The following is a 21,464-nucleotide window of genomic DNA, read 5'->3' as shown; positions in this document are numbered from 1 at the left end:
GGACAAGTGTAGAAAAAATGAACAGCCAGCCACCTAAAATCGCATTTATTGGCGCCGGCAATATGTCCAGCGCTGTTATTGGCGGGATGATAAAAGGCCGCTTCACAAGTGATCAAATAATCGCCTGCGCCCCAAGTGACAAAAACCTTAAGGCTCTGCGAGAAGAGTTCTCAGTACACACCGATAACGACAATTGCCAAGCCTGTAGCGCTGCGGATGTCGTGGTGTTAGGCGTAAAGCCGCAAATGCTGCAGCAGGTGGCCAGTGAAATTAAACCCCATTTGCAGCATAAGCCGTTGATCATCTCACTGGCTGCCGGTATTCCAATGCAAAGCTTGAATCAATGGCTGGGCGAAGATTTGGCCATTGTGCGCTCCATGCCAAACACACCCTCACTGGTAGGGGTTGGTGCGGCAGGCCTGTACGCCAATGAAAACTGTAGTGCCGATCAAAAACAACTGGCTGATGACATTCAAGCTTCTGTAGGCATCGTCAAATGGTTAGAGGATGAGGCGCTTATCGATTCGGTTATCGCCGTCTCTGGCAGTGGACCGGCCTACTTCTTCCTAGCCATGGAGGCCATGATTGCCGAGGGCATTGCCCAAGGCCTTGATGCTGATAGCTCTGCAGAATTGTGCATACAAACCGTACTTGGGGCCGCCACCCTAGCGCAACAAAGTGATGTCGACGTTGCCGAGCTGCGCCGCCGAGTGACATCACCTGGTGGCACCACAGCCCAAGCGATTGCCCATTTTGAAGATAATGGCATACGCGATTTATTTGCCGGCGCTATGCAGGCCTGCAGTAATCGCGCACGCGAGATGGCCAAAGAGCTGGGCTAAACTGCAAATCAACGCAAAGTCAGCAGCGAGCACAGGCACGATAGCCTATAATTCGCAGCAAAGCTTATAGACCCTTTTATCTGAGGAGAACATCATGGGGGCGCTCAATGAAATTGGCCTTTATGTCTTACAAACACTTGGCAGCCTATATATCGCGCTGATTGTGATTCGCTTTTTGCTACAGCTTGCGAGAGCCGATTTTTACAACCCGGTATCGCAATTTCTAGTAAAGGCCACTAACCCTTTATTGTTGCCATTGCGCAAAATAATTCCCGGGCTGTTTGGGCTCGACATGGCTTGTGTCGTGCTTGCCATTACGTTGCACTGGCTGCTCATTGAAGCCTGTGCTGCGGTTGTTGGCCTGGGCTTTTTAAATCCCTTCCACGTACTGACCTGGTCTATAGTTGGCTTGCTGGGATTAACCCTAAGCATCTACAAATGGGGATTGTTTATATCGATCATTCTAGGCTGGATAGCGCCACATAACCCCAACCCTGCGGTGCTGTTATTGAATCAATTATTGGCCCCAATGATGCGACCGTTTCGGCGCCTAGTGCCTGATCTTGGTGGTTTTGATATCAGCCCGATCTTCGCTTTCTTGGTGTTGGGTATTCTAGGCATTTTACTGAGCAGCCTAGCTTATGAAGTAGGCATCGGTGGCGCCATCGCAAGCCTGGTAGTAGGTGTATAAGAATAGAAGGCGTATAAGAATGGTTGGTGTATAGCGAAGATGTCCGAGATTGATGACCATAGCGTTGGCTTAGTAGAACCCCAATGCGCTGAATTTAACGAAGCTTTAGAGTTAGCGTCCGGCCGCAGGCTTGAGCAATACCAGCTGATGTATGAATGCTATGGTGAGCTCAACGGCGATGCCAGTAATGCCATATTGATTTGCCATGCCTTATCTGGAAATCACCATGCCGCGGGCTTCCACAGCTATGAAGAGAGCAAACCAGGCTGGTGGGATGCTTATATTGGCCCCGGCAAGCCAATTGATACCAGCAAGTTCTTTGTGGTATCGCTGAATAACATCGGCGGCTGCGATGGCTCAACCGGCCCCAATAGTATCAACCCCGAAACCCAAAAGCCTTGGGGACCAGACTTCCCTCGTCTAAGAGTGCGCGACTGGGTAAACAGCCAAGCTCGTTTGGCCGATCTACTTGGTATTCAATGTTGGGCAGCCATCATTGGCGGCAGTCTTGGCGGCATGCAGGCTATGCGCTGGTCACTGGAATATCCTGAACGCGTGAAGAACTGCATTGTTATTGCTTCAGCGATGAAGCTCAGCGCGCAGAATATTGCCTTTAATGAAACTGCTCGCCAAGCGATATGCAGCGACCCAGAGTTTGCTGAAGGCCACTATCAGCAACAAGACATCATCCCCCGTGCTGGCCTTTCGGTCGCCAGAATGATCGGACACATCACTTATTTATCGGGTGATGGCATGGGTGAAAAATTCGGCCGACAATTACGCTCAGGAACTTTCGAGCAAGGTCAAGATGAGCCGGTAGAATTTCAAATTCAAAGCTATCTTCGTTATCAAGGCGAAAAGTTTTCGACCAGCTTCGATGCCAATAGCTATATCTTAATGACCCAAGCGCTGGATTACTTCGATTTAGCACGCGAGTATGATCACGACCCGGTCAAAGCCTTTTGCCACGCGCAATGTAAATTCTTAGTGGTGTCATTTACCAGCGACTGGCGTTTTGCACCGGCTCGTTCACGCGAAATCGCCGATGCCCTAATGGCGGCCGGTAAATCCGTAAGTTATGCCGAGATTGAATCCGACGCCGGTCACGATGCATTTTTGCTCCCCAATCAGCGTTACGAAACCGTCTTTTCAAATTATTTAAAAGGCATTGCCCAGCAATTGGAGGTTTCTAACAATGCGCAGTGATCTAGATATCATCAGCACTTGGATCAAGCCCGGGCAAAAAGTTCTCGATCTCGCCTGTGGTGATGGTGCGCTTTTGGAGCGCTTACAAGAGCAAGGCGTTAATGGTTACGGCCTAGAAATTGGGCCAGAACAAATTAGTCGCTGTATTGCCCGAGGCGTAAATGTTGTTGAGCAAAACCTCGACCAGGGCCTGGGTAACTTTGCCGATAATAGTTTTGATACCGTCGTCATGACTCAGGCATTGCAAACCATGCGCTTCCCGCATTTAGTGCTGCAGGAAATGCTACGAGTTGGTCAAGAATGTATTGTTACCTTTCCAAATTTTGGCCACTGGCGTGCACGCTGGCACCTAGCTTTTTCGGGCCGCATGCCGGTTTCTGATTTACTACCTTACCAGTGGTATGACACACCGAATATTCACTTTTGTACCTTCAAGGATTTTGAAGTCTTGTGCCAAGAGCTCTCGATAGAAATCATCAGTCGTCGAGTGACCACCCAGGGTAGCGGCCGAATGATCAAACAAGCCCTGCCTAATTTCTTTGGCATCACTGCCATGTATCATCTTCGTAAACGATAGGTAGAGCCATGTCTTCCATAAAATCTATATTCGCCTTATTGCTTTGCAGCTTGAGCATAAACAGCTTCGCCCAAGAGGCCCGAGAGCTCGGCAAACCTTACGAAGAGTTTGGTGATTACAAAATATTCTTCAGTGTTTTTAATAGCAGCTTTATTCCCGCTGAGATTGCCAAAGCCTATAACTTAGTGCGCGGCTCTAATCGAGCTCTAGTTAATATTGCAGTACTAAAAAATGGCAAAATCCGCGGCGGCAAAGCGGCCGTTAGCGGCAACTATAAAAATTTAATTCAGCAGACCCGCGAGCTGGAGTTTATTGAAATCAAAGAGCAAAACGCCACCTATTACTTGGCTCCATTACGTTTTGATAATGAAGAAGTCTTGCACTTTCATATCGATGTAACACCTGAAGGCTCAGAGCAAAGCCATAGCTTTAGCTTCCACCGTAAAATGAATACCGATTAAGAATATGACATCCAATACCATCGTCCTGGCAAGCAATAACCAGGGCAAGCTCAAAGAGTTCCAAGCACTGTTTTCACCTTTGGCGATTGATATCAAACCCCAGCGTGAACTTGGAGTAGAAGACGCCGACGAGACCGGCTTAAGCTTTGTTGAAAACGCCATCATTAAAGCACGCCATGCCTGTGCTATTACTGGCATGCCGGCAATTTCCGACGACTCCGGCCTAGAGGTCGATGCCTTACAAGGTGCGCCAGGGATTTATTCTGCTCGCTTTAGCGGTGCAGAAGCTACCGATCAAAAAAACAATGCTCTGCTTCTGGAAAAATTAGCTGGCCTTGATGACAGCCAGCGTAGCGCGCGCTTCCACTGTGTCTTGGTATATATGCGCCACGAAAAAGATCCTACCCCATTAATCTGCCACGCCAGCTGGGAAGGGCGCATTTTGCACGAAGCTCGCGGCGAACAAGGTTTCGGTTACGACCCTTTGTTTTGGCTAGAGGAGCAACAATGCAGTTCAGCCGAGCTTGATCGCAGCCTAAAAAACAAAATTAGCCATCGCGGTCAAGCGTTGGCATTGCTGATGCAGGCCATGGAAGAAAAACGGTGAGCGCCCCTATACGGGAGTCGCTCCCCCCCCTTTCTTTATACATCCACATTCCTTGGTGTATTCGCAAATGCCCTTATTGCGACTTTAACTCACACCGCGCTGAAGAAGAACTGCCAGAGCAAAGCTATTGCGACAGCCTTATTGAAGACTTACAACAAAGTAAAGACCTGAGCCAAGGCCGTGCGCTGCAATCTATATTTATCGGCGGCGGCACACCAAGCTTGTTCAGCCCTCATGCCTTTGAACGCATCTTATCTGCTTGTGAAGAAATTGTGGGCTTTGAACAAGATATCGAAATCACCATGGAGGCCAACCCAGGAACTGCCGAACAGCAACGCTTTACGGGCTATAGACAAGCTGGTATCAATCGCCTTTCAATAGGTGTGCAGAGCTTTGGTGACGAACAACTTAAAGCTCTGGGAAGAATTCACAGCGCCGATCAAGCCAGCAAGGCCATGGAGATGGCTCGCAAAGCCGGCTTTGATAATGTTAACTTGGATCTTATGCACGGCCTGCCCCAGCAAAGCGTAGGGTCGGCCAAGCAAGATTTACAGCAGGCTATCGCCTTGGCGCCTGAGCATTTATCTTGGTACCAGTTAACCATCGAGCCGAATACCGAATACTATAAGCGCCCACCGCTATTACCGATAGATGACGAGCTCGCCGAGATTCAAATTCAAGGGCAGGAGTTACTTGCTCAACACGGCTACCAGCAATACGAAATTTCGGCTTATAGCCGAGGCCAACAAAGCCGCCACAACCTTAATTATTGGAAGTTCGGCGATTATCTAGGCATTGGCGCTGGCGCACATGCAAAGATAAGCCGCCAACAAGCGGTCAACAGACACTGGAAAACCCGGTTGCCTGCCCATTATTTGGACAGCGGCCGAAGTTACACGGCTGGCGAAGAGATAGTGCAGGGCGAGCAACTGATTCTAGAGTTTATGATGAACGCGCTACGCCTGAGTGATGGCTTTGAGCTGGATCTATTTGAGCAACGTACCTTTTTACCCTTTTCAGCCATTAAACCACAATTATCAGAACTGGAATCTGAGGGCCTAGTTAGCATAGAAAACGGCTTACTTTGCCCCACCGATTTGGGGCAGCGCTTTTTGAACGATGTTATTGCACGTTTTCTACCAGCTGATTAGCCAGCCAGTCTGATTAAGTTAGTAGGGCGGCAGTTATAAGGCGCGCCTGTTAAACACTTGGCATATATCGCTGTGTCGATTAACCTGTAGCAGCTATGCATAACTGCAGTATCAAAAAAATAACACATTAAATTCGTTGCATTAGCCGTTAACAACAGGGAAGCCGTGAGCTCATTAACATGTGGGATCTCAACAATAGCGCCAATCAAAACTCTCTCACCGTTAGACTGCTCGCCTGGATCTTGCTTATTAGTTCGGGCATCACGCTAATTGCGGTTGTTGTACAACTGCGCTCTTCCTTTCAAGACGACCTAAAAGAACTTGATTTACGTTTAGAACAGATCCGCATCAGCACCCTATCCAGCATCACCAAGAGCTTGTGGAATTTCGATGAGGAGCAGCTACGCCTGCAGGTTAATAGCATGCTCGACGTTAATGATGTTGTGCAAGTGACGGTTAACTGGACCAATTGGGATGATCACCCGCGCGCTATAACAGCGTCCGATAAAGCCGAACCCATGGGCGAGCGCCAAATGACTCGCATTTATCCTTTGGTTTACAGCGACATTAATACCAGCGAGCAACACCTTGGTGATCTCAGCATAGTCGTTAGCCTCGATAGCGTTTACAAGAAATTATGGCAACGCGCTCGCTTTATTATCGCGATGCAATTTACTAAATCACTTTTAGTATCACTGGCTATTTTCTTTTTGATTCGCAGTCTCTTCACTCGGCATCTAGCGCATATCGCTAGTTACGCCAGTAATTTATCCCTTCGCAATTTGAATCAGCCTTTACGGTTGGGCCGTAAAAACGAACAAAATGACGAGCTTGGAAACGTAGTTCGGGGTTTCAACATCATGCGAACTAGTCTACTACGCGATATCGAAATGCGTCGCAGCATGTCACAACAGCTAGTGCATGAACAGCAACAAAAACTGGATTTTATTAAACAGCAGCAAGAAGCCGAAAGCGCTAGCCAAGCTAAAAGTTTCTTCTTAGCTGCCATGAGTCATGAGATTCGTACACCGATGAATGGCATCATTGGTATGACTGAGTTATTGGGTGACACCGAGCTTGACGAGACTCAGCAACACTATGTCAACATCATGCGCCGCTCGGGTGACTCCTTGATGCATATTCTAAATGATGTGCTGGACTACTCGAAGATCGAAGCCAATAAAGTAATATTTGAAAACTACCCTTTCAATTTACATGATCTGCTGGACGACTGCAGTCAGATCTACACCCGCCAAGCCCAACAGAAAGATCTAAACTTTCGAATTGTACGACATCCCTCTGTGCCCAACAAAGTTACTGGTGATCCTACTCGCTTACGTCAGGTCATCGTTAACTTATTAAGTAACTCTGTAAAATTTACAGATAGAGGCCAAGTCATATTATCGACTCGTCTTGAAAATACAGACGATCAACATGTATTGATCCGCTTTACCGTCAGCGACACAGGCATTGGCATTACTGAAAGCTCAATCGCCAATCTTTTTGAACCATTCAAACAGGCCGACACCAGCACTACACGCCGTTATGGAGGCTCGGGTTTAGGCCTAGCTATTTGCAAACGTCTTGTTCAAATTGCTCATGGTGATATTGGAGTGGAGAGCGAGCCCGGAGAAGGTTCTACTTTTTGGTTTACCTTTCAATTAAAGCTGCAAGAAGAAGAAAAAGAAGTTCTACCCGAAAATAGCAACGGAGAAAAAGCAGAGTCAGGTTCAACAACGAGCCTCCCTCAGGCTGGAGACGGCTTAAATGTGATGCTGGTCGACGACAACAATGTCAACATTATTGTCGCCCAAAAAATCCTGGCTAAATTTAATATTGAGCCAGTTATCGCCAACAACGGTCTAGAAGCGGTTGAGCTCTTCGAGCGCTACCCTGGCAAGTTTCCTTTGATTCTAATGGACATAGAGATGCCGGTTATGGATGGCATTAAAGCCACCCACATTATTCGGGAGTTTGAATCTGAAAATGAGCTGCGAGCCTGTCAGATTATCGCTATAACGGCACATGAAAAAGGTGAACACACCGACAATGCGTACACCGCTGGGATTAACGATCACCTAAGCAAACCCCTTACCATTAAAGCCTTCGCTGAGCTCTTTAATCGTATCGGCATACAAGAGATGAGCAATAGTGAGTAGCCAGCAATAAGCTGGCTATTTTCAACGACGCCAAGCGTGTAGTTTCTGCAGTATTTTGAGTGCCCACTGAGGCGCATGTTTACGCTTCCACTGCCCAGCCAAATATTTATTGGCTTCGCTGAAACTCGGGTAGATGTGAATAGTACCCAAAATATGATTCAGGCCTTTACCCATTTTCATCATGTGAATAAATTCGGTGATTAACTCGGCGGCATGAGCCCCCGCAATCGTCACGCCCAAAATTTTATCACTGCCATCTTTGAGCAGTACTTTGATGAAGCCCTTGGCTTCACCTTCAGCTAATGCGCGGTCCATATCATCTAGCGGGAAATGTACGACTTCATAAGCTACTCCGTCGGCCTTCAATTCAGATTCTAACTTTCCAACACTAGCAATTTCAGGATCTGTAAAAACGGCTTTCGGCACGATTCGATAATCGACCTTGAACTTTTTCACAAAACCAAACAATGAGTTAACCGTGGCATACCAAGCCTGATGCGATGCCATATGGGTAAACTGATAAGGGCCAGCGACATCTCCACAGGCTAGAATATTTTGATGACTACTGCGTAGGTATTCATCAACCTTTACCGTGCCGTCAGCATTAAGCTCAACACCCACTTCCTCTAAACCCATGCCATCGGTGTTTGCTTTGCGACCTACCGCTAATAAAATTTGCTCGTACCACTGCCAACTATGCCCGCCACTTTCATCTTGCAGGAAAACTTCAATGCCGCCACCCTCGGCTTTTCTTACTTCGCCAATCTTACTATTGAGTTTTACCTGAATGCCTTCTTGTTCAAACGCCTTCAGCATAAATTCGCCGACTTCTGGCTCCTCTTTATTCAAAATAGAAGAAGAGCGTTGCACCATAGTCACTTCTGAGCCCAATCGGGAGAATGCCTGGCTCATCTCACAGGCTATCGCACCAGATCCCATAACCAACATTGACTTAGGTAACTCTTCCAGCTGCCAGATATTATCCGACGTCAAATAGTCTATGGAATCCAAGCCTGGTATTTCAGGAATAAATGGTCTTGCGCCCATTGCTAGAATAATGTGTCTAGCTGAAATTGTTTCTCCGTTTACCAAAACCTTATTGGGTGAAATCAACTTGGCATCACCACTAACGCAATCCACCCCCAAAGAGGTGTATCGCTCGACAGAATCATTGGGCTCAATATGTTTAATGACCGATTGCACCCGTCCCATTACGGCAGGAAAATCCACAGCCACTTCCGCAGCCTTTAAGCCATAGCGCTCCGATTCATTCATAAGGTGGCGAATTTTAGCCGAGCGCAATAAGGTTTTACTGGGCACACAACCGGTATTTAAACAATCACCACCCATTTTATGGCGTTCGATTAAGGTCACCTTGGCCTTAAGGGTCGCGGCAATATTGGCCGAGATTAAGCCGGCACTGCCAGCACCAATCACCAGCAAATTAGTGTCGTATTTTTTACCTGAAAACATACTGTTTAGCTCTCTTAATTGCGCTGGTGTTTATGATTTTTCTTGCTCGGAATTTCCCTTGCCCATGGCTTTCAGTAAGAACTTCGCCAACCACGGGAATGCGCCTAATAAAACAAAGGCCAATATAATTTGAGGGGTTAATACACCAGAGACACTCAGCTCTTCTACATTTGCCAGCTGCGCGCCTGCATTTACGAATACTGCCGTACCTGCCAACATTCCTAGCTGACTAACCCAATAGAAAGTCCAGGCTTTAATTCGGCTTAAACCAAAAACCAAATTAATTACAAAAAATGGAATCACCGGAATCAGGCGCAAGGTGAACAAATAAAAACCACCTTCCTTCTCTAAGCCGTCATTAACCGTCTGCAGTTGATCGCCAAACTTACCCTGCACCCAATCACCCAATAAACTGCGGGCAATTAAAAAAGCCAGGGTTGCTCCCATACTGCTCGCAAACGAAACCAGCAATAGCCCCCAAGAGAAACCGAAAACGGCCCCAGCAATCAATGTCATTAAAGCGGCACCTGGCAAAGACGCTGCTGTCACTCCGACATAGATAAGAAAGAACAATAGACCGGCCACGAGTGGCTTCTCAGCTACCATCTGCTGGAAAAACTCCAATGATAGATACTGCGCACCACCGTTTAGGTAGAACACCGCAATAGCTGTGGCCAATACCGCCAAAATAGCTATCTTTTTAACCATTTCAAAATCCTTAAATACTTTTTCTCTGTGCTAAGGGCCATTGACTGTCGACATATAACAGTCAGCATAGAGTTTATCGAACCATTAGCCTACTTTTTAAATCACATAAAAGTGTCACAGACATCGCATATTATTGTAACAATCGCTCCCAAGGCTATACTCCATACGCTAATTTACAGCGCCATTGGCCACAGAGACCAAGCTAAGAAAGAAGACCTATGCCAAGCAATACTAAAGAAGAGAGCCAAACAGACAGCTCGAAAGACATCGATGTAAGTGCCGCTGAGTATTACATCAATCGTGAATTGAGTCATTTGAAGTTTAATCAGCGAGTGCTGGCACAGGCATTGGATGAGAGTCACCCACTGCTTGAGCGATTAAAGTTTTTACTAATATTCAGTTCAAACCTGGATGAATTTTTTGAGATTCGAGTGGCCGGCTTACACCAACGCCTAAAACTGGGTCGAGATAACCCTGGTCCAGATGGCTTATTGCCGCAGCAAATTCTCGATCAGCTGGCACAAGAATGTCACGAGACCGTACAACTGCAGTACGACACACTCAATGATATTTTGATTCCAGCAATGGAGCAGGAAAATATCCGCTTCTTGCGTCGCCATCAATGGACAGAACCGCAGGCCGAGTGGATCTCTGATTTCGTTCACAAGCAAGTATTGCCGGTAGTAAGCCCGATTGGGCTAGACCACGCTCACCCATTCCCAAGGCTAGTCAATAAAAGCCTGAACTTTATTGTAGAGTTAGATGGTAAAGACGCCTTTGGTCGTGAATCTGGCCTGGCGATTGTTCCGGCACCGCGCTCCTTGCCTCGCTTAGTACGTCTCCCTGATGAGCTTTGCGAACCCGGTGATAATTTTGTTTTCCTTTCTTCAATGATTCATGCGCACGCTGAAGAGCTCTTCCCTGGCATGCAGGTAAAGGGCTGCTATCAATTCCGAATTACGCGAAACGCAGATTTGGATGTTGATACCGAAGGTGTGGAAGACTTGGCTCGAGCACTACGTGGCGAATTGCATTCACGCCGCTTTGGTAATGCTGTGCGCCTAGAAGTCGCCGATAACTGCCCCGATGAAATGGTGGATTTCCTCCAAAAAGAAGTTGGCCTAAGTGACGACGAGCTATACCGTGTAAATGGCCCAGTAAACCTTAAGCGCATGATGAGTGTGCCTGGCATGGTCAATCGACCTGACCTGATGTACCCAGACTTTGCTCCGGGCTTACCCAAAGGGCTTACCCGCAAAGACAATTTATTTGATGCCCTGGCCAGCAAAGATCAGCTGCTGCTACACCCTTTTGAATCCTTCAATCCGGTAGTCGACCTGCTGCGCCAAGCCGCTAAAGATCCCAATGTTGTTGCCATCAAGCAAACTCTCTATCGCACCGGTGACCAAAGCCCCATGGTGGATGCGCTAATTGAAGCGGCACGTCACGGTAAAGAAGTGACTGCGGTAGTGGAACTGCGTGCTCGCTTTGATGAAGAAGAAAACCTAGAACTCGCCAGCCGCTTGCAGGAGGCCGGCGCTGTCGTGGTTTATGGTGTGGTGGGCTATAAAACTCATGCCAAGATGCTGCTTATCGTCCGTAAGGAAGGCGATAAGCTTAAGCGCTATATTCACCTCGGCACTGGTAATTACCATAGCGGTAATGCTCGCCTATATACCGATTACTCGCTGCTATCAGCCAACCCCGAACTAGCCGAAGATGTGCACAAGGTCTTTCAGATGCTGACCGGCATGGGCAAAACCGAGCGCTCAAATCATTTGTTACATGCGCCCTTTACCTTAAAGAAGCAGCTGTTGAAGTTAATCGATGATGAAATCGATGCCTCTGCCAAAGGTAAGGAAGCCCATATCATCCTTAAAACCAACGGCCTCACTGAGCCCAAAGTCATTCAGGCTTTGTATCGCGCCTCACAAGCGGGGGTAAAAGTAGACCTAATCATACGTGGGATGTGTAGCTTGCGCCCAGGCGTTGCCGGTATTTCTGAGAACATTAGGGTGTATTCCATCATCGGCCGCTTCTTGGAGCATACTCGAGCCTATTACTTCGCCAATGCTAAGGCCCAGGTTTACTGTGCTAGCGCCGATTTAATGGAGCGCAATCTTAACCGCCGCGTAGAAACCTGCTTCCCAATTGCCAAATCCAACTTAGCAAAGCGTGTGATTGCTGAGCTGCAAGGCTATTTGGATTGCCCCCAAGGGCGCTGGGAGCTCAATGCCGAGGGTAACTACATTGCCCCACAGGCAAAGCAAAGTCCTGATGATAAGCCCCATCAGCAAATGCTTTTGGAGACATTAGGTCAACTTTAAGTTGACCCAAATGGGCCGGTCGAAGCTGTGTGAATTGACGGCCGGCGAGTGGCTGTAGAACTAAGCTTATGCCGCAATTGACTCAGCAGGACGCTTACAGCCCTTGTTTCATAGCCAGCCAATCCTTATCATTACGCTAAATTTTTTTGGCAGTCAGCTGCCGCCTGACATTCTGGAGAATACCCATGAGTAGCATTGTTCACGTAACCGATAGCAGCTTCGAAGCTGACGTTTTACAAGCCGAAGGCCCTGTGCTGGTTGATTTTTGGGCAGAATGGTGCGGCCCCTGTAAAATGATCGCTCCGGTATTGGATGAGCTTGCCGACCATTACGGCGACAAAATCAAGATCTGCAAAATGGACGTTGATGGCAACAAGGAAACACCAGCCAAGTTCAACATCCGCGGCATTCCAACCCTAATGATCTTCAAAGGCGGCAACATGGACGCCATGAAAGTTGGCGCCTTGTCTAAGACTCAATTGGTTGAGTTCATCGACAGCAGCCTATAATTTAGCCAAATGGCGGCCTTCTTGGCCGCCCAAGTCTTGCATGGTGTAAAAAGTACGCTATAATCCAGTCAGTTAAGCGCGTTTCGCGGCTAATCTTCCCAATAGATTAATCTCCACAGCTATCCATTAGAATCAACTTAGCGATTGCTATTGTTCCTTTCGATATTTCTGTGCTGACTAGGTAGATTTTGCCATTGCCCCCATAAGGCCCGTGCTAGCTGGTCTAGCGCAACGCAAACAATAAGCGCCAAAACCTGCGATCCTTTTTCCTTAATTTTGAGCCGCAACCTAGCTCGAAGGTTAAAATTTACAGTTATATTGATCTAAACATAACGTTCACTCACCCCAGGCCATTCCTTCCCGGCCAAATTTTCCAATTCTAATTCTATGAATTTAACAGACCTAAAAACCAAACCTATTGAAGAACTGCTTAATATTGCCAAAGAAGTCGGCCTAGACAATGTTGGTCGCTCGCGTAAGCAGGACATTATTTTTAACATTCTTAAACGCCACGCCAAAAGCGGTGAAGATATTTACGGCGACGGTGTACTTGAGATCTTACAAGACGGTTTCGGTTTCCTGCGTTCCGCAGACTCTTCCTACTTAGCCGGCCCTGATGACATCTATGTGTCCCCTAGCCAAATTCGTCGCTTTAACCTGCGTACGGGTGACACCATTGCCGGCAAGATTCGCCCACCAAAAGAAGGCGAGCGTTACTTTGCTCTATTAAAAGTAGGCCAGATCAACTTTGATAAGCCTGAAAATTCAAAGAACAAGATCCTGTTTGAAAACCTTACCCCGCTATTCCCAGATGATCGTTTGCACCTGGAAGCCGGTAACGGTTCTACCGAAGATTTAACCGGTCGAATTATCGATTTGGTTGCGCCAATTGGTAAGGGGCAGCGTGGTTTGATTGTTGCGCCACCTAAGGCTGGTAAGACCATCATGATGCAGAACATTGCTCAGGCGATTACCCGCAACAACCCAGAAGTACACTTGATCGTGCTATTGATCGATGAGCGTCCGGAAGAAGTAACCGAGATGCAGCGCTCTGTGCGCGGCGAAGTGGTTGCCTCTACCTTTGATGAGCCTCCTTCACGTCACGTACAAGTGGCCGAAATGGTGATCGAAAAGGCCAAACGTTTGGTAGAACACAAAAAAGACGTAGTAATTCTACTGGACTCCATTACTCGTCTAGCTCGTGCATACAACACCGTAATTCCAAGCTCTGGTAAAGTACTTACCGGTGGTGTTGATGCCCATGCTCTTGAGCGTCCAAAGCGCTTCTTTGGTGCCGCACGTAACATCGAAGAAGGTGGCAGCCTATCTATCGTCGCTACCGCTTTGATCGATACCGGCTCAAAAATGGACGAAGTTATTTACGAAGAATTTAAAGGTACAGGTAACCAAGAACTGCACTTAGATCGTAAAGTAGCCGAGAAACGCGTTTACCCAGCAATCAATGTTCGTCGCTCTGGCACCCGTCGTGAAGACTTGCTAATGAAAGAGGACGAAATGCAACGCGTGTGGATTTTGCGTAAACTACTACACGATATGGAAGACATTGCCGCAACTGAATTCTTGGTTGACCGTCTGAAAGACTTTAAGACCAATGATGAATTCTTCTTATCGATGAAGCGCAAGTAAGCACTTCTCTTTAAGTAGCGAACGAGCGGCACCTTTATTGGTGCCGTTTTTGTATTCGCAATAGCAAAGCCCCATTAGCTGAGTGGGTATAAAAATTAGGCTAGATCTAATTTGCGCCGCAAAACGTAAAAAGCTCTAGGGCTTATGATAAGGACGACAATGACCACACGTTTAGCCAAGATACATATCCGCAATTTACGATTACGCACCTTGATCGGGTTTAACCCCGAAGAGCGGGAAAAACATCAAGACGTAGTGATCAATGCTGAAATTCACTACCAAGCCAATCCAGCCATTGCCAGTGACGATGTCGATAGCGCGCTGAACTACAAAACTATCTGCAAAGCAATAATTCAACATGTGGAGCAAGGTCAGTTTTTGTTGCTCGAAAAGCTCGTTAGTGATGTACTGGAATTATGCAGTGAGCACCCCAGCATTGATTATGCTGAAGTCTGCATTGATAAACCCCACGCTTTGCGCTTCGCCGATTCGGTGGCCCTAAGCTTGTGCTACCATAGACCTTAGGAAACACCATGAACAAAGCGATATCACCCATTAAAAAAGATAATACAATCAGCACAGAAGCAGTACGCGTGAAGGCCGCCCTTGTGGCTGCAGGCCTTGAAACGCCTATGCAAGATACTCAGCTAAGCAACGAAGAAAAGTATCTACGAATTCAAGGGCTTATGGAAGAGGTCATCAGCACTCTTGGGCTCGATTTAACGGATGACAGCCTCGCCGAGACCCCACATCGCATCGCTAAGATGTATGTCCATGAGGTTTTTTCCGGCTTGGATTACAGCAGTTTTCCTAAGATCGCTCTAATCGAAAACAAAATGGCCGTGGATGAGATGATCAAGGTCAGCGATATCGATATGACCAGTACCTGCGAGCATCACTTTGTGACCATCGATGGCACCGCCAAAGTGGCTTACATACCCAATAAGAAGATTATCGGTCTTTCTAAAATCAATCGTATTGTGCGTTTCTTTGCTAAGCGCCCCCAAGTGCAAGAGCGCTTAACCCAACAAGTTCTGCTCGCCCTGCAAACTCTACTTGAAACAGACAATGTTGCAGTAAGCATGCAAGCCACTCACTACTGTGTGAAATCTCGCGGTGTGATGGATAGCAGCTCACAAACCAGCACCTTGGCGCTGGGTGGATGCTTTAAGAATGATACCGGCTACCGTGCTGAATTTTTGAGCAAATAACACAACCCCCACTCCAAGTTCACCCCAAAAAAAGTGCCCAAGCTTAAGCTTGGGTACAGCCTTTTTCCATATACTCCCTCGCAAACCTAGCTAGCCCTTTAAGTTAGCGCTATGCTAGAGATTCGGTGCATTTTGTTTGACCATTTTAGGAGATTTTTATGGACGCTGTTTCCGAGTTTGTTTCCGCCTGGGCCCCACAAGTGGGTATGGCGATTGTTGTTCTGGTTATTGGTTGGTGGCTAATTGGTAAGGTGGTAAACCTAACCGTAAAAGCTATGGAAAAGAATGAACTAGACGTCACTCTGCAACGCTTTTTAAGCAGCATTATTGGTATCGGTTTAAAAGCCCTGTTGATTATCAGCGTGGCCTCTATGGTAGGCATTGCGACTACCTCTTTTGTAGCTGTTTTGGGTGCTGCTGGCTTGGCAGTCGGTTTGGCTTTGCAAGGCAGTCTTTCAAACTTCGCCGGTGGCGTTCTACTTATTTTGTTCAAGCCTTATAAGGTTGGCGATTTTATTGAAGCACAAGGTCATGCTGGTGTGGTTCAGTCTATTCAGATCTTCAACACCGTAATGAAGACTGGCGACAATAAGACCATCATTATTCCTAACGGCCCAATCTCAAATGGCAGCATCACTAACTACTCCACGGAAGATACTCGCCGTGTGGACATGAGCTTTGGTATTGGCTACGACGATGACATCGATGCCGCTCGCGATGCTTTGGAAGAAATCATTGCTGCTGATGATCGAATTTTAAAAGACCCAGCTCATTTGATTGTGGTTGCTGAATTAGCCGATAGCTCAGTGAACTTCACGGTACGTGTTTGGGTGAACTCTGCTGACTACTGGGGCGTGTTCTTTGCTATGCAGGAAACCGTTAAGAAGACCTTCGATGCGAAGAAGATCTCTATCCCATATCCACAGCAAGATTTGCATTTGCACAAGGTTGACTAAGTATTATCCGAGGGCTGCATTTGCAGCCCTCTTTTTTCCATTTTCCTTTATCCCCTTCATATTTTTCCATTCCTAGTTAAAACCCTCTTTGCCAATCCACCTCTCAACGCCAATACTGCCTTTCTGAGCAGCTTGTGTGTTGGGCGTGCTTTGCGGAACAATTAAGAGTGAGCGCCGACTGAGCAAAAAAGACAAGCGTCTTTTTGCTTGGCTTTTTTGGGAACGAGGGCAGCCTGGAAGGCCGCCACTCGTGGAGCAAAGCATACCCAACACACAAGTTGCGGATCGAAGCCACTTACTTTCACAACCAGATTAAAAACGCTAAACATCAACAGGCACTACAAATAGGTAATTGCGCCCCTCTTCAATCTGTGGTCTTATGCGCGCCAGCCGAGGTACAACAATAGTCTATAAACACCTCCCCCGTTCCACCGACTATTGAGAGATCGACATGCTGGAGTACTGCCTGCTTGCACTTGCCCTGCTCGCACTATTGGGTATTGTGTTTGAAGAAGTTATTCACGTTAACAAAGCCAAAACCACTTTGTTTTTTGGCTGCCTTTCCTGGCTAATTTTATTTATTGCAGCCGATTCAAAAGAAGCCTCCCATCAAGTTCAAGAACAGCTTAATGAAAACCTGCTAGAAATAGCCACGCTCTGGTTGTTTTTGATGTCTACCATGACCTTTGTGGCGTACCTAAACGCTAAGGGTTTAATTCAGAACGTGGTGCAAAAGATTGTGCCCCAAGAATTAAGTCTACGAGCCTTGATGTTTATCGTGGCCTTATTTGCGCTGTTGCTTTCAGCGATCTGTGACAATGTAACGGCTACCTTGGTTAGTCTTGGCTTATTACAAGCCTTTAAGCTCGAAGCCAAACAACAAATTAAACTGGCCGCATTGGTAGTATTCTCTGTGAACTCTGGCGGTGTAGCCTTAATTACCGGCGATGTAACCACACTAATGATCTTTCTTGATGGCCATCTGAGCATGCAGCAGCTGATTACCTTACTACTGCCAGCGAGCTTAAGCGTTTTATTGCTGGCAATGCTCCTAAGCATTGGGGCTAAGGGTCGTGTTTCCGCCAGCCCAGTAGCCGCCAACTTTCACAATATCGATATTATTATTGCCGTCATATTCTTCGCCACAATTGGCGCAACCATGCTACTGAATTTATTTTATGGCGTACCACCAGTGCTAACTTTTCTTAGCGGCCTCTCGCTTATGTTCTTAGTTGGCCGCAGCATTAAAACAGATGCTGAGCAGACTCGTATTTTGGAATATATCCGTGAGATCGAGTACGACACCCTGCTGTTCTTCTTAGGCATCTTACTATTAGTTGGCATGTTGCAAGAAGTGGGGGTGCTAAAAGATTTGGCCCAACTTTATCGCGAATTTGATCCACGCTACGCCAATTATGTGGCCGGCGCTGGCTCGGCCCTACTGGATAATGTACCGCTAACGGCAGCGCTTCTAAAAGCATCACCTGAGTTAAATACCGAGAACTGGTTGGGTTTAACCTATGCCGTCGGTGTGGGTGGTTCCCTGCTGGCAATTGGATCCGCTGCGGGCATTATTGCCATGAGTAAAGTGCAGAGCTTGAGCTTTGTCAGCTATCTACGTTACTTCCCAGCTTTGGCCATAGCCTATACTGCAGGCTATGCAATGACTTTATTACTGGCCAATCAATTAAAGCTGTAAAGACTTAAGATTCTTTGCGCTCTTCCAAGCGCTGTATCATTAGGCGAATAGCCTTCTGACTACGGCGCTTTTTTTCGATCTTGGCTTTATTGTCAGCGTCCTTCTCGGCCTCTAGTTTAGCAACTTCTTGCTTAAGCTCTTCATAATCGTCTTTTAGCTCTTGCAACGATTGTGCTTTTTCCGCTTTATCAAAAACGATGGCTTCTGGTGCCTTCTCTTCAGCAAGTCTCGGGCGATACTGAGGCCGAGGGATAAAAGTCTGATCGGCAACTTGACGCTGATTCATAAAATTCGGTGATACAATTTCTACATCGGCGCCATGTAATTTATCCAACATATGACGGCGTAGTTTGCTACGAGCCGATAGCAGCGTGCGAACATTTTCTAAGAAACCTGCAACGCGATAGCAGACTGAGAAATCCCCTAGATCCATCACATACACGAAAGGTTCCGATAGGCCGGCATCTTCCGCAGCTTGCTTAAGCAGTTTCTCAATATCATGGTGATCAAGCTCATAACCCAAAGTCACTTCAGCAGTAACCACGGTACCACTGGCATGCACTACTTTTACTGGATTAGCCGCTACATAGACATTTGGTAAGGTGAGCAGATCGCGATCTTCGGTTTGGATTTCAATATGAAATAGATCTTGCTCAGTAACACGGCCAAAGTGATTATTTACTTGAATAAAATCACCCGGCTTAAAATTTTCCAATGAGCGGATCATTAAACCCGCCATCGCATTAGCGGCAATGGTGGTGGAAGATAAAGTAATAATGGCGGTGAGTAATAAACCCAGCATGGTAAGAAGGTTACCTTGCAGGCTATCGCTTACCGGCAACACGATGATAGCGGCACATAAAGCAACCAGCACCACTAACAATGTCATCCACTGGCTACGGTAACGTGCGCCCTCTGAAGGTTCGCGTCCTTTCTTGCTGAGGTAATATAAAACCAAGCTTGCGAAAGCCACTACCGCCAAGAGCGGCAGCAGTGGTAATAGCAAGCCTGGAATTTCGGCTAAAAGTGATTGCAGTTTTTCCATAACATGTCCATATCAGTGTTGCTATCTTTTAGCCGCTTTTGCTTAGCTGGCCGCTTTTAGAGCCTGATCGATATCGGCAATAATATCGTCGATATGCTCAATACCAATGGATAAGCGAACCATTTCTTCACTTACGCCGGCCGATTTTAATTCTTCCGGAGATAGCTGGCGGTGAGTAGTACTGGCCGGGTGACAAGCCAACGATTTGGCATCACCGATATTTACTAGGCGCAATATCATTTGTAGGGCATCGATAAATTTACCGCCCGCATCGCTGCCGCCTTTAATTCCAAAGCTTAGGATACCCGATGCACGACCGCCACAGATTTCTTGGCAGTTTGCATGGTGTGGACTATCTGCTAGGCCCGCATAGTTTACCCAGCTTACTGATGGATGCTGTTGTAAAAACTCGGCCGCTTTTTGGGCATTTTCACAATGGCGTTCCATTCGCAAAGATAAGGTTTCTAAGCCCTGCATAATCAGGAAGGCACTATGCGGGGAGATGGCTGCGCCCGTGTTACGCAATGGCACTACGCGACAGCGGCCGATGTAGGCGGCTTCACCTAAAGCTTCGGTGTAAACCACGCCGTGATACGAAGGGTCTGGTGTGTTCATTACTGGGAAGCGATCTTTGTGCTTGGCCCAATCAAATTTACCTGAATCGATAATGGCACCACCGATGGTTGTTCCGTGACCACCAATATATTTGGTTAATGAGTGCACGACAATATGAGCGCCCAGTTCAAACGGGCGGCATAAGCTTGGGCTCGCTACGGTGTTATCGACAATCAGTGGTACACCATGAGCTTCGGCAATTTCGGCCCAGCGCTTTAGGTTTACGACGTTACCAGCGGGGTTGCCGATGGATTCGCAAAACAGTGCCTTGGTGTTTTCGTCAATTAGCCCTGCTATTGCATCGAAGTCGTCGGCATCAACGAATCGTGTTTCAATTCCCTGGCGTGGGAAGGTATGGGCAAATAGGTTGTAGGTGCCGCCGTATAGCTGTGAGGTACTTACGATGTTGCTGCCCACTTCGGCTATTGCTTCGATGGCGTAGCGAATGGCAGCCATGCCGGATGCTACAGCCAATGCGCCAATTCCACCTTCTAGTGCCGCTAGGCGTTTTTCTAGGACGTCGGTGGTTGGGTTCATGATGCGGGTGTAGATGTTACCCGGTACCTTCAGGTCGAATAGGTCGGCTCCGTGCTGGGTGCTGTCGAAGGTGTATGAGGTCGTTTGGTAGATTGGGGTGGTGGCTGAGTTGGTCGTTGGATCGCCTTCGTATCCGCCGTGCAATGCTATGGTTTCGGGCTTCATGTAAACTCCAATGCTTACTTTATGTTTTGTTTTGTTTAGCCCTCTATTGTGATTGTTGCTGCGGTCTTCGGCAAGTTTGGTGGTGAATAGTCGTTATTTGGAATCACTACATGAAATAACTAGCCATATCTAAATACCGTAGCAAACTGACCGCTTTCACCCCGCACGGTAGCGAGTCTGGAACGCGCTAAAACCATCCGAGGGCGCTCGACTTCGCGACCTCCATGTCGCCCTACGGTTCCTGACTCGCTACCGTGCGGGGTGAAATCTGCATCGAGGTACATTTATTAAACACAATTTAGTAAAAGAAAAACTCCAATCCGGCTTATTCTTGAACCCTACCCTCGACCCACTTAGCTATCACCAGCCCAGCCAGTAACCAACTGATTACCGAATCGACAATCATGACCAGTACATAGGGGGTGGAGAAGTTCATCCAGTTCCAGTATGGAAAGTGACCAACGAAGCCGATGATTAGACCTATTAGGCAGATGTAGCCGAGTCGTTGTCCGTAGCCGAGGCCTGAGGTCATGTTTAGAGCTAGGCAGACAAGAAAGGCTGAGACTATGTAGCACAATAGGCCAACGCCTAAGGTGACGGGCATGTTGAGGTGGTATTCGGGCACGATGCTGGCAAACATTGAGGCGCCGCCTTCTTTGAAGCCTTCTTCTTCGAAGGGTAGGAAGTAGATTCCGGCCTCTGGCGCCTGAGCTTTGATGCTGGCTTCCATAGCGGCTTCGTCGCTAAAGCGGTGGGAGACGTCTTGGTGCCAGCTGAGTACGGTCCAGGATACGAAACCCCAGAAGAACATGATGATGCCAGCTACGACACTGGCCATTAGGACTTTTTTCATCGCAGAGTTACCTTTGTTGTTATTG

General features: G+C 47.4%; 20 protein-coding genes. 15 read left to right on the top strand and 5 right to left on the bottom strand.

All coding sequences use genetic code 11. From position 1 onward, the window contains the following. The first annotated feature begins 17 nt into the window (after window positions 1-17). From proC to Q1A08_RS18935, 8 genes are all read left to right on the top strand, one after another. Window positions 18-842: a pyrroline-5-carboxylate reductase gene (proC, locus tag Q1A08_RS18970; RefSeq protein WP_299775838.1), complete on the top strand. Its 825-nt coding sequence runs from the start codon at window positions 18-20 to the stop codon at window positions 840-842. Between the two features lie 94 nt (window positions 843-936). Next, on the top strand, window positions 937-1,533 hold the full coding sequence (locus Q1A08_RS18965; RefSeq protein WP_299775836.1) for a YggT family protein: 597 nt from the start codon (window positions 937-939) through the stop codon (window positions 1,531-1,533). A gap of 39 nt (window positions 1,534-1,572) precedes the next feature. Beyond that, the gene (locus Q1A08_RS18960; protein ID WP_299775834.1) at window positions 1,573-2,739 is read left to right on the top strand and encodes a homoserine O-acetyltransferase; all 1,167 of its coding nucleotides are present in this window, start codon (window positions 1,573-1,575) and stop codon (window positions 2,737-2,739) included. Beyond that, a complete protein-coding gene (gene metW / locus Q1A08_RS18955) occupies window positions 2,729-3,316 on the top strand; it encodes a methionine biosynthesis protein MetW (RefSeq protein ID WP_299775832.1) in 588 nt (195 codons plus the stop codon). Before Q1A08_RS18960 ends, metW begins: the two co-directional genes overlap by 11 nt. Before the next feature lie 8 nt (window positions 3,317-3,324). Beyond that, entirely contained in the window at window positions 3,325-3,777 is a 453-nt protein-coding gene (locus Q1A08_RS18950; protein ID WP_299775830.1) for a DUF4426 domain-containing protein, read from the top strand. Window positions 3,778-3,781: 4 nt separating this feature from the next. Then, window positions 3,782-4,384 (top strand): RdgB/HAM1 family non-canonical purine NTP pyrophosphatase, encoded by a 603-nt coding sequence (gene rdgB, locus Q1A08_RS18945; protein ID WP_299775829.1) that lies wholly within the window; start codon window positions 3,782-3,784, stop codon window positions 4,382-4,384. After that, window positions 4,381-5,535, top strand: a complete 1,155-nt coding sequence (gene hemW, locus Q1A08_RS18940) for a radical SAM family heme chaperone HemW (RefSeq protein WP_299775828.1) — start codon at window positions 4,381-4,383, stop codon at window positions 5,533-5,535. The genes rdgB and hemW overlap by 4 nt, the downstream gene beginning before the upstream one ends. Before the next feature lie 179 nt (window positions 5,536-5,714). Continuing rightward, the gene (locus Q1A08_RS18935) at window positions 5,715-7,694 is read left to right on the top strand and encodes an ATP-binding protein (RefSeq protein WP_299775827.1); all 1,980 of its coding nucleotides are present in this window, start codon (window positions 5,715-5,717) and stop codon (window positions 7,692-7,694) included. 21 nt (window positions 7,695-7,715) lie between these two features. On the opposite strand, the gene Q1A08_RS18930 is transcribed toward Q1A08_RS18935, so the two are convergent. Together Q1A08_RS18930 and Q1A08_RS18925 are read right to left on the bottom strand one after the other, a co-directional pair. Beyond that, window positions 7,716-9,167: an FAD-dependent oxidoreductase gene (locus Q1A08_RS18930; RefSeq protein ID WP_299775826.1), complete on the bottom strand. Its 1,452-nt coding sequence runs from the start codon at window positions 9,165-9,167 to the stop codon at window positions 7,716-7,718. A 30-nt stretch (window positions 9,168-9,197) separates the two neighbouring features. After that, entirely contained in the window at window positions 9,198-9,875 is a 678-nt protein-coding gene (locus Q1A08_RS18925) for a TVP38/TMEM64 family protein (RefSeq protein WP_299775825.1), read from the bottom strand. A gap of 218 nt (window positions 9,876-10,093) precedes the next feature. Here Q1A08_RS18925 and ppk1 point away from each other — a divergent pair, with 218 nt between their 5' ends. The 7 genes from ppk1 (at window position 10,094) to nhaD (ending at window position 18,224) form a co-directional block, all read left to right on the top strand. After that, the gene (gene ppk1 / locus Q1A08_RS18920; protein WP_299775824.1) at window positions 10,094-12,202 is read left to right on the top strand and encodes a polyphosphate kinase 1; all 2,109 of its coding nucleotides are present in this window, start codon (window positions 10,094-10,096) and stop codon (window positions 12,200-12,202) included. A 185-nt stretch (window positions 12,203-12,387) separates the two neighbouring features. Beyond that, on the top strand, window positions 12,388-12,711 hold the full coding sequence (trxA, locus tag Q1A08_RS18915; RefSeq protein WP_299775823.1) for a thioredoxin TrxA: 324 nt from the start codon (window positions 12,388-12,390) through the stop codon (window positions 12,709-12,711). 387 nt (window positions 12,712-13,098) lie between these two features. Further along, window positions 13,099-14,358, top strand: coding sequence for a transcription termination factor Rho (gene rho / locus Q1A08_RS18910; RefSeq protein WP_299775822.1), 1,260 nt, complete (start codon window positions 13,099-13,101; stop codon window positions 14,356-14,358). Between the two features lie 159 nt (window positions 14,359-14,517). Beyond that, on the top strand, window positions 14,518-14,883 hold the full coding sequence (gene folX / locus Q1A08_RS18905; protein ID WP_299775821.1) for a dihydroneopterin triphosphate 2'-epimerase: 366 nt from the start codon (window positions 14,518-14,520) through the stop codon (window positions 14,881-14,883). A gap of 8 nt (window positions 14,884-14,891) precedes the next feature. After that, window positions 14,892-15,569, top strand: a complete 678-nt coding sequence (folE, locus tag Q1A08_RS18900; RefSeq protein ID WP_299775820.1) for a GTP cyclohydrolase I FolE — start codon at window positions 14,892-14,894, stop codon at window positions 15,567-15,569. A 158-nt stretch (window positions 15,570-15,727) separates the two neighbouring features. Beyond that, window positions 15,728-16,525, top strand: coding sequence for a mechanosensitive ion channel domain-containing protein (locus Q1A08_RS18895; RefSeq protein ID WP_299775819.1), 798 nt, complete (start codon window positions 15,728-15,730; stop codon window positions 16,523-16,525). 451 nt (window positions 16,526-16,976) lie between these two features. Next, window positions 16,977-18,224 carry a sodium:proton antiporter NhaD gene (nhaD, locus tag Q1A08_RS18890; protein WP_299775818.1) on the top strand — a complete coding sequence of 416 codons (1,248 nt, stop codon included), beginning with the start codon at window positions 16,977-16,979 and terminating at the stop codon, window positions 18,222-18,224. A 4-nt stretch (window positions 18,225-18,228) separates the two neighbouring features. Here the strand turns inward: nhaD and Q1A08_RS18885 are convergent, their stop codons facing one another. The 3 genes from Q1A08_RS18885 to Q1A08_RS18875 all read right to left on the bottom strand — a co-directional run bounded on the left by Q1A08_RS18885 (window position 18,229) and on the right by Q1A08_RS18875 (window position 21,439). Next, window positions 18,229-19,269, bottom strand: a complete 1,041-nt coding sequence (locus Q1A08_RS18885; protein ID WP_299775816.1) for a mechanosensitive ion channel domain-containing protein — start codon at window positions 19,267-19,269, stop codon at window positions 18,229-18,231. A 42-nt stretch (window positions 19,270-19,311) separates the two neighbouring features. Beyond that, the gene (locus tag Q1A08_RS18880; RefSeq protein WP_299775814.1) at window positions 19,312-20,586 is read right to left on the bottom strand and encodes an aminotransferase class I/II-fold pyridoxal phosphate-dependent enzyme; all 1,275 of its coding nucleotides are present in this window, start codon (window positions 20,584-20,586) and stop codon (window positions 19,312-19,314) included. A gap of 325 nt (window positions 20,587-20,911) precedes the next feature. Continuing rightward, window positions 20,912-21,439, bottom strand: a complete 528-nt coding sequence (locus Q1A08_RS18875; RefSeq protein ID WP_299775812.1) for a hypothetical protein — start codon at window positions 21,437-21,439, stop codon at window positions 20,912-20,914. Window positions 21,440-21,464: the final 25 nt, after the last annotated feature.

The sequence above is a fragment of the uncultured Pseudoteredinibacter sp. genome, from assembly GCF_947500695.1.
Classification (GTDB): domain Bacteria; phylum Pseudomonadota; class Gammaproteobacteria; order Pseudomonadales; family Cellvibrionaceae; genus Pseudoteredinibacter.
This window is presented reverse-complemented; position numbering and strand designations above follow the sequence as displayed.

Coding starts and splice junctions, on each gene's coding strand:
- rho (WP_299775822.1), top strand. CDS start 13,099: ATGAATTTAACAGACCTAAAAACCAAACCTATTGAAGAACTGCTTAAT.
- Q1A08_RS18965 (WP_299775836.1), top strand. CDS start 937: ATGGGGGCGCTCAATGAAATTGGCCTTTATGTCTTACAAACACTTGGC.
- Q1A08_RS18880 (WP_299775814.1), bottom strand. CDS start 20,586: ATGAAGCCCGAAACCATAGCATTGCACGGCGGATACGAAGGCGATCCA.
- rdgB (WP_299775829.1), top strand. CDS start 3,782: ATGACATCCAATACCATCGTCCTGGCAAGCAATAACCAGGGCAAGCTC.
- Q1A08_RS18935 (WP_299775827.1), top strand. CDS start 5,715: ATGTGGGATCTCAACAATAGCGCCAATCAAAACTCTCTCACCGTTAGA.
- metW (WP_299775832.1), top strand. CDS start 2,729: ATGCGCAGTGATCTAGATATCATCAGCACTTGGATCAAGCCCGGGCAA.
- proC (WP_299775838.1), top strand. CDS start 18: ATGAACAGCCAGCCACCTAAAATCGCATTTATTGGCGCCGGCAATATG.
- Q1A08_RS18925 (WP_299775825.1), bottom strand. CDS start 9,875: ATGGTTAAAAAGATAGCTATTTTGGCGGTATTGGCCACAGCTATTGCG.
- Q1A08_RS18960 (WP_299775834.1), top strand. CDS start 1,573: ATGTCCGAGATTGATGACCATAGCGTTGGCTTAGTAGAACCCCAATGC.
- Q1A08_RS18885 (WP_299775816.1), bottom strand. CDS start 19,269: ATGGAAAAACTGCAATCACTTTTAGCCGAAATTCCAGGCTTGCTATTA.
- Q1A08_RS18930 (WP_299775826.1), bottom strand. CDS start 9,167: ATGTTTTCAGGTAAAAAATACGACACTAATTTGCTGGTGATTGGTGCT.
- folX (WP_299775821.1), top strand. CDS start 14,518: ATGACCACACGTTTAGCCAAGATACATATCCGCAATTTACGATTACGC.
- ppk1 (WP_299775824.1), top strand. CDS start 10,094: ATGCCAAGCAATACTAAAGAAGAGAGCCAAACAGACAGCTCGAAAGAC.
- Q1A08_RS18950 (WP_299775830.1), top strand. CDS start 3,325: ATGTCTTCCATAAAATCTATATTCGCCTTATTGCTTTGCAGCTTGAGC.
- Q1A08_RS18875 (WP_299775812.1), bottom strand. CDS start 21,439: ATGAAAAAAGTCCTAATGGCCAGTGTCGTAGCTGGCATCATCATGTTC.
- trxA (WP_299775823.1), top strand. CDS start 12,388: ATGAGTAGCATTGTTCACGTAACCGATAGCAGCTTCGAAGCTGACGTT.
- nhaD (WP_299775818.1), top strand. CDS start 16,977: ATGCTGGAGTACTGCCTGCTTGCACTTGCCCTGCTCGCACTATTGGGT.
- Q1A08_RS18895 (WP_299775819.1), top strand. CDS start 15,728: ATGGACGCTGTTTCCGAGTTTGTTTCCGCCTGGGCCCCACAAGTGGGT.
- folE (WP_299775820.1), top strand. CDS start 14,892: ATGAACAAAGCGATATCACCCATTAAAAAAGATAATACAATCAGCACA.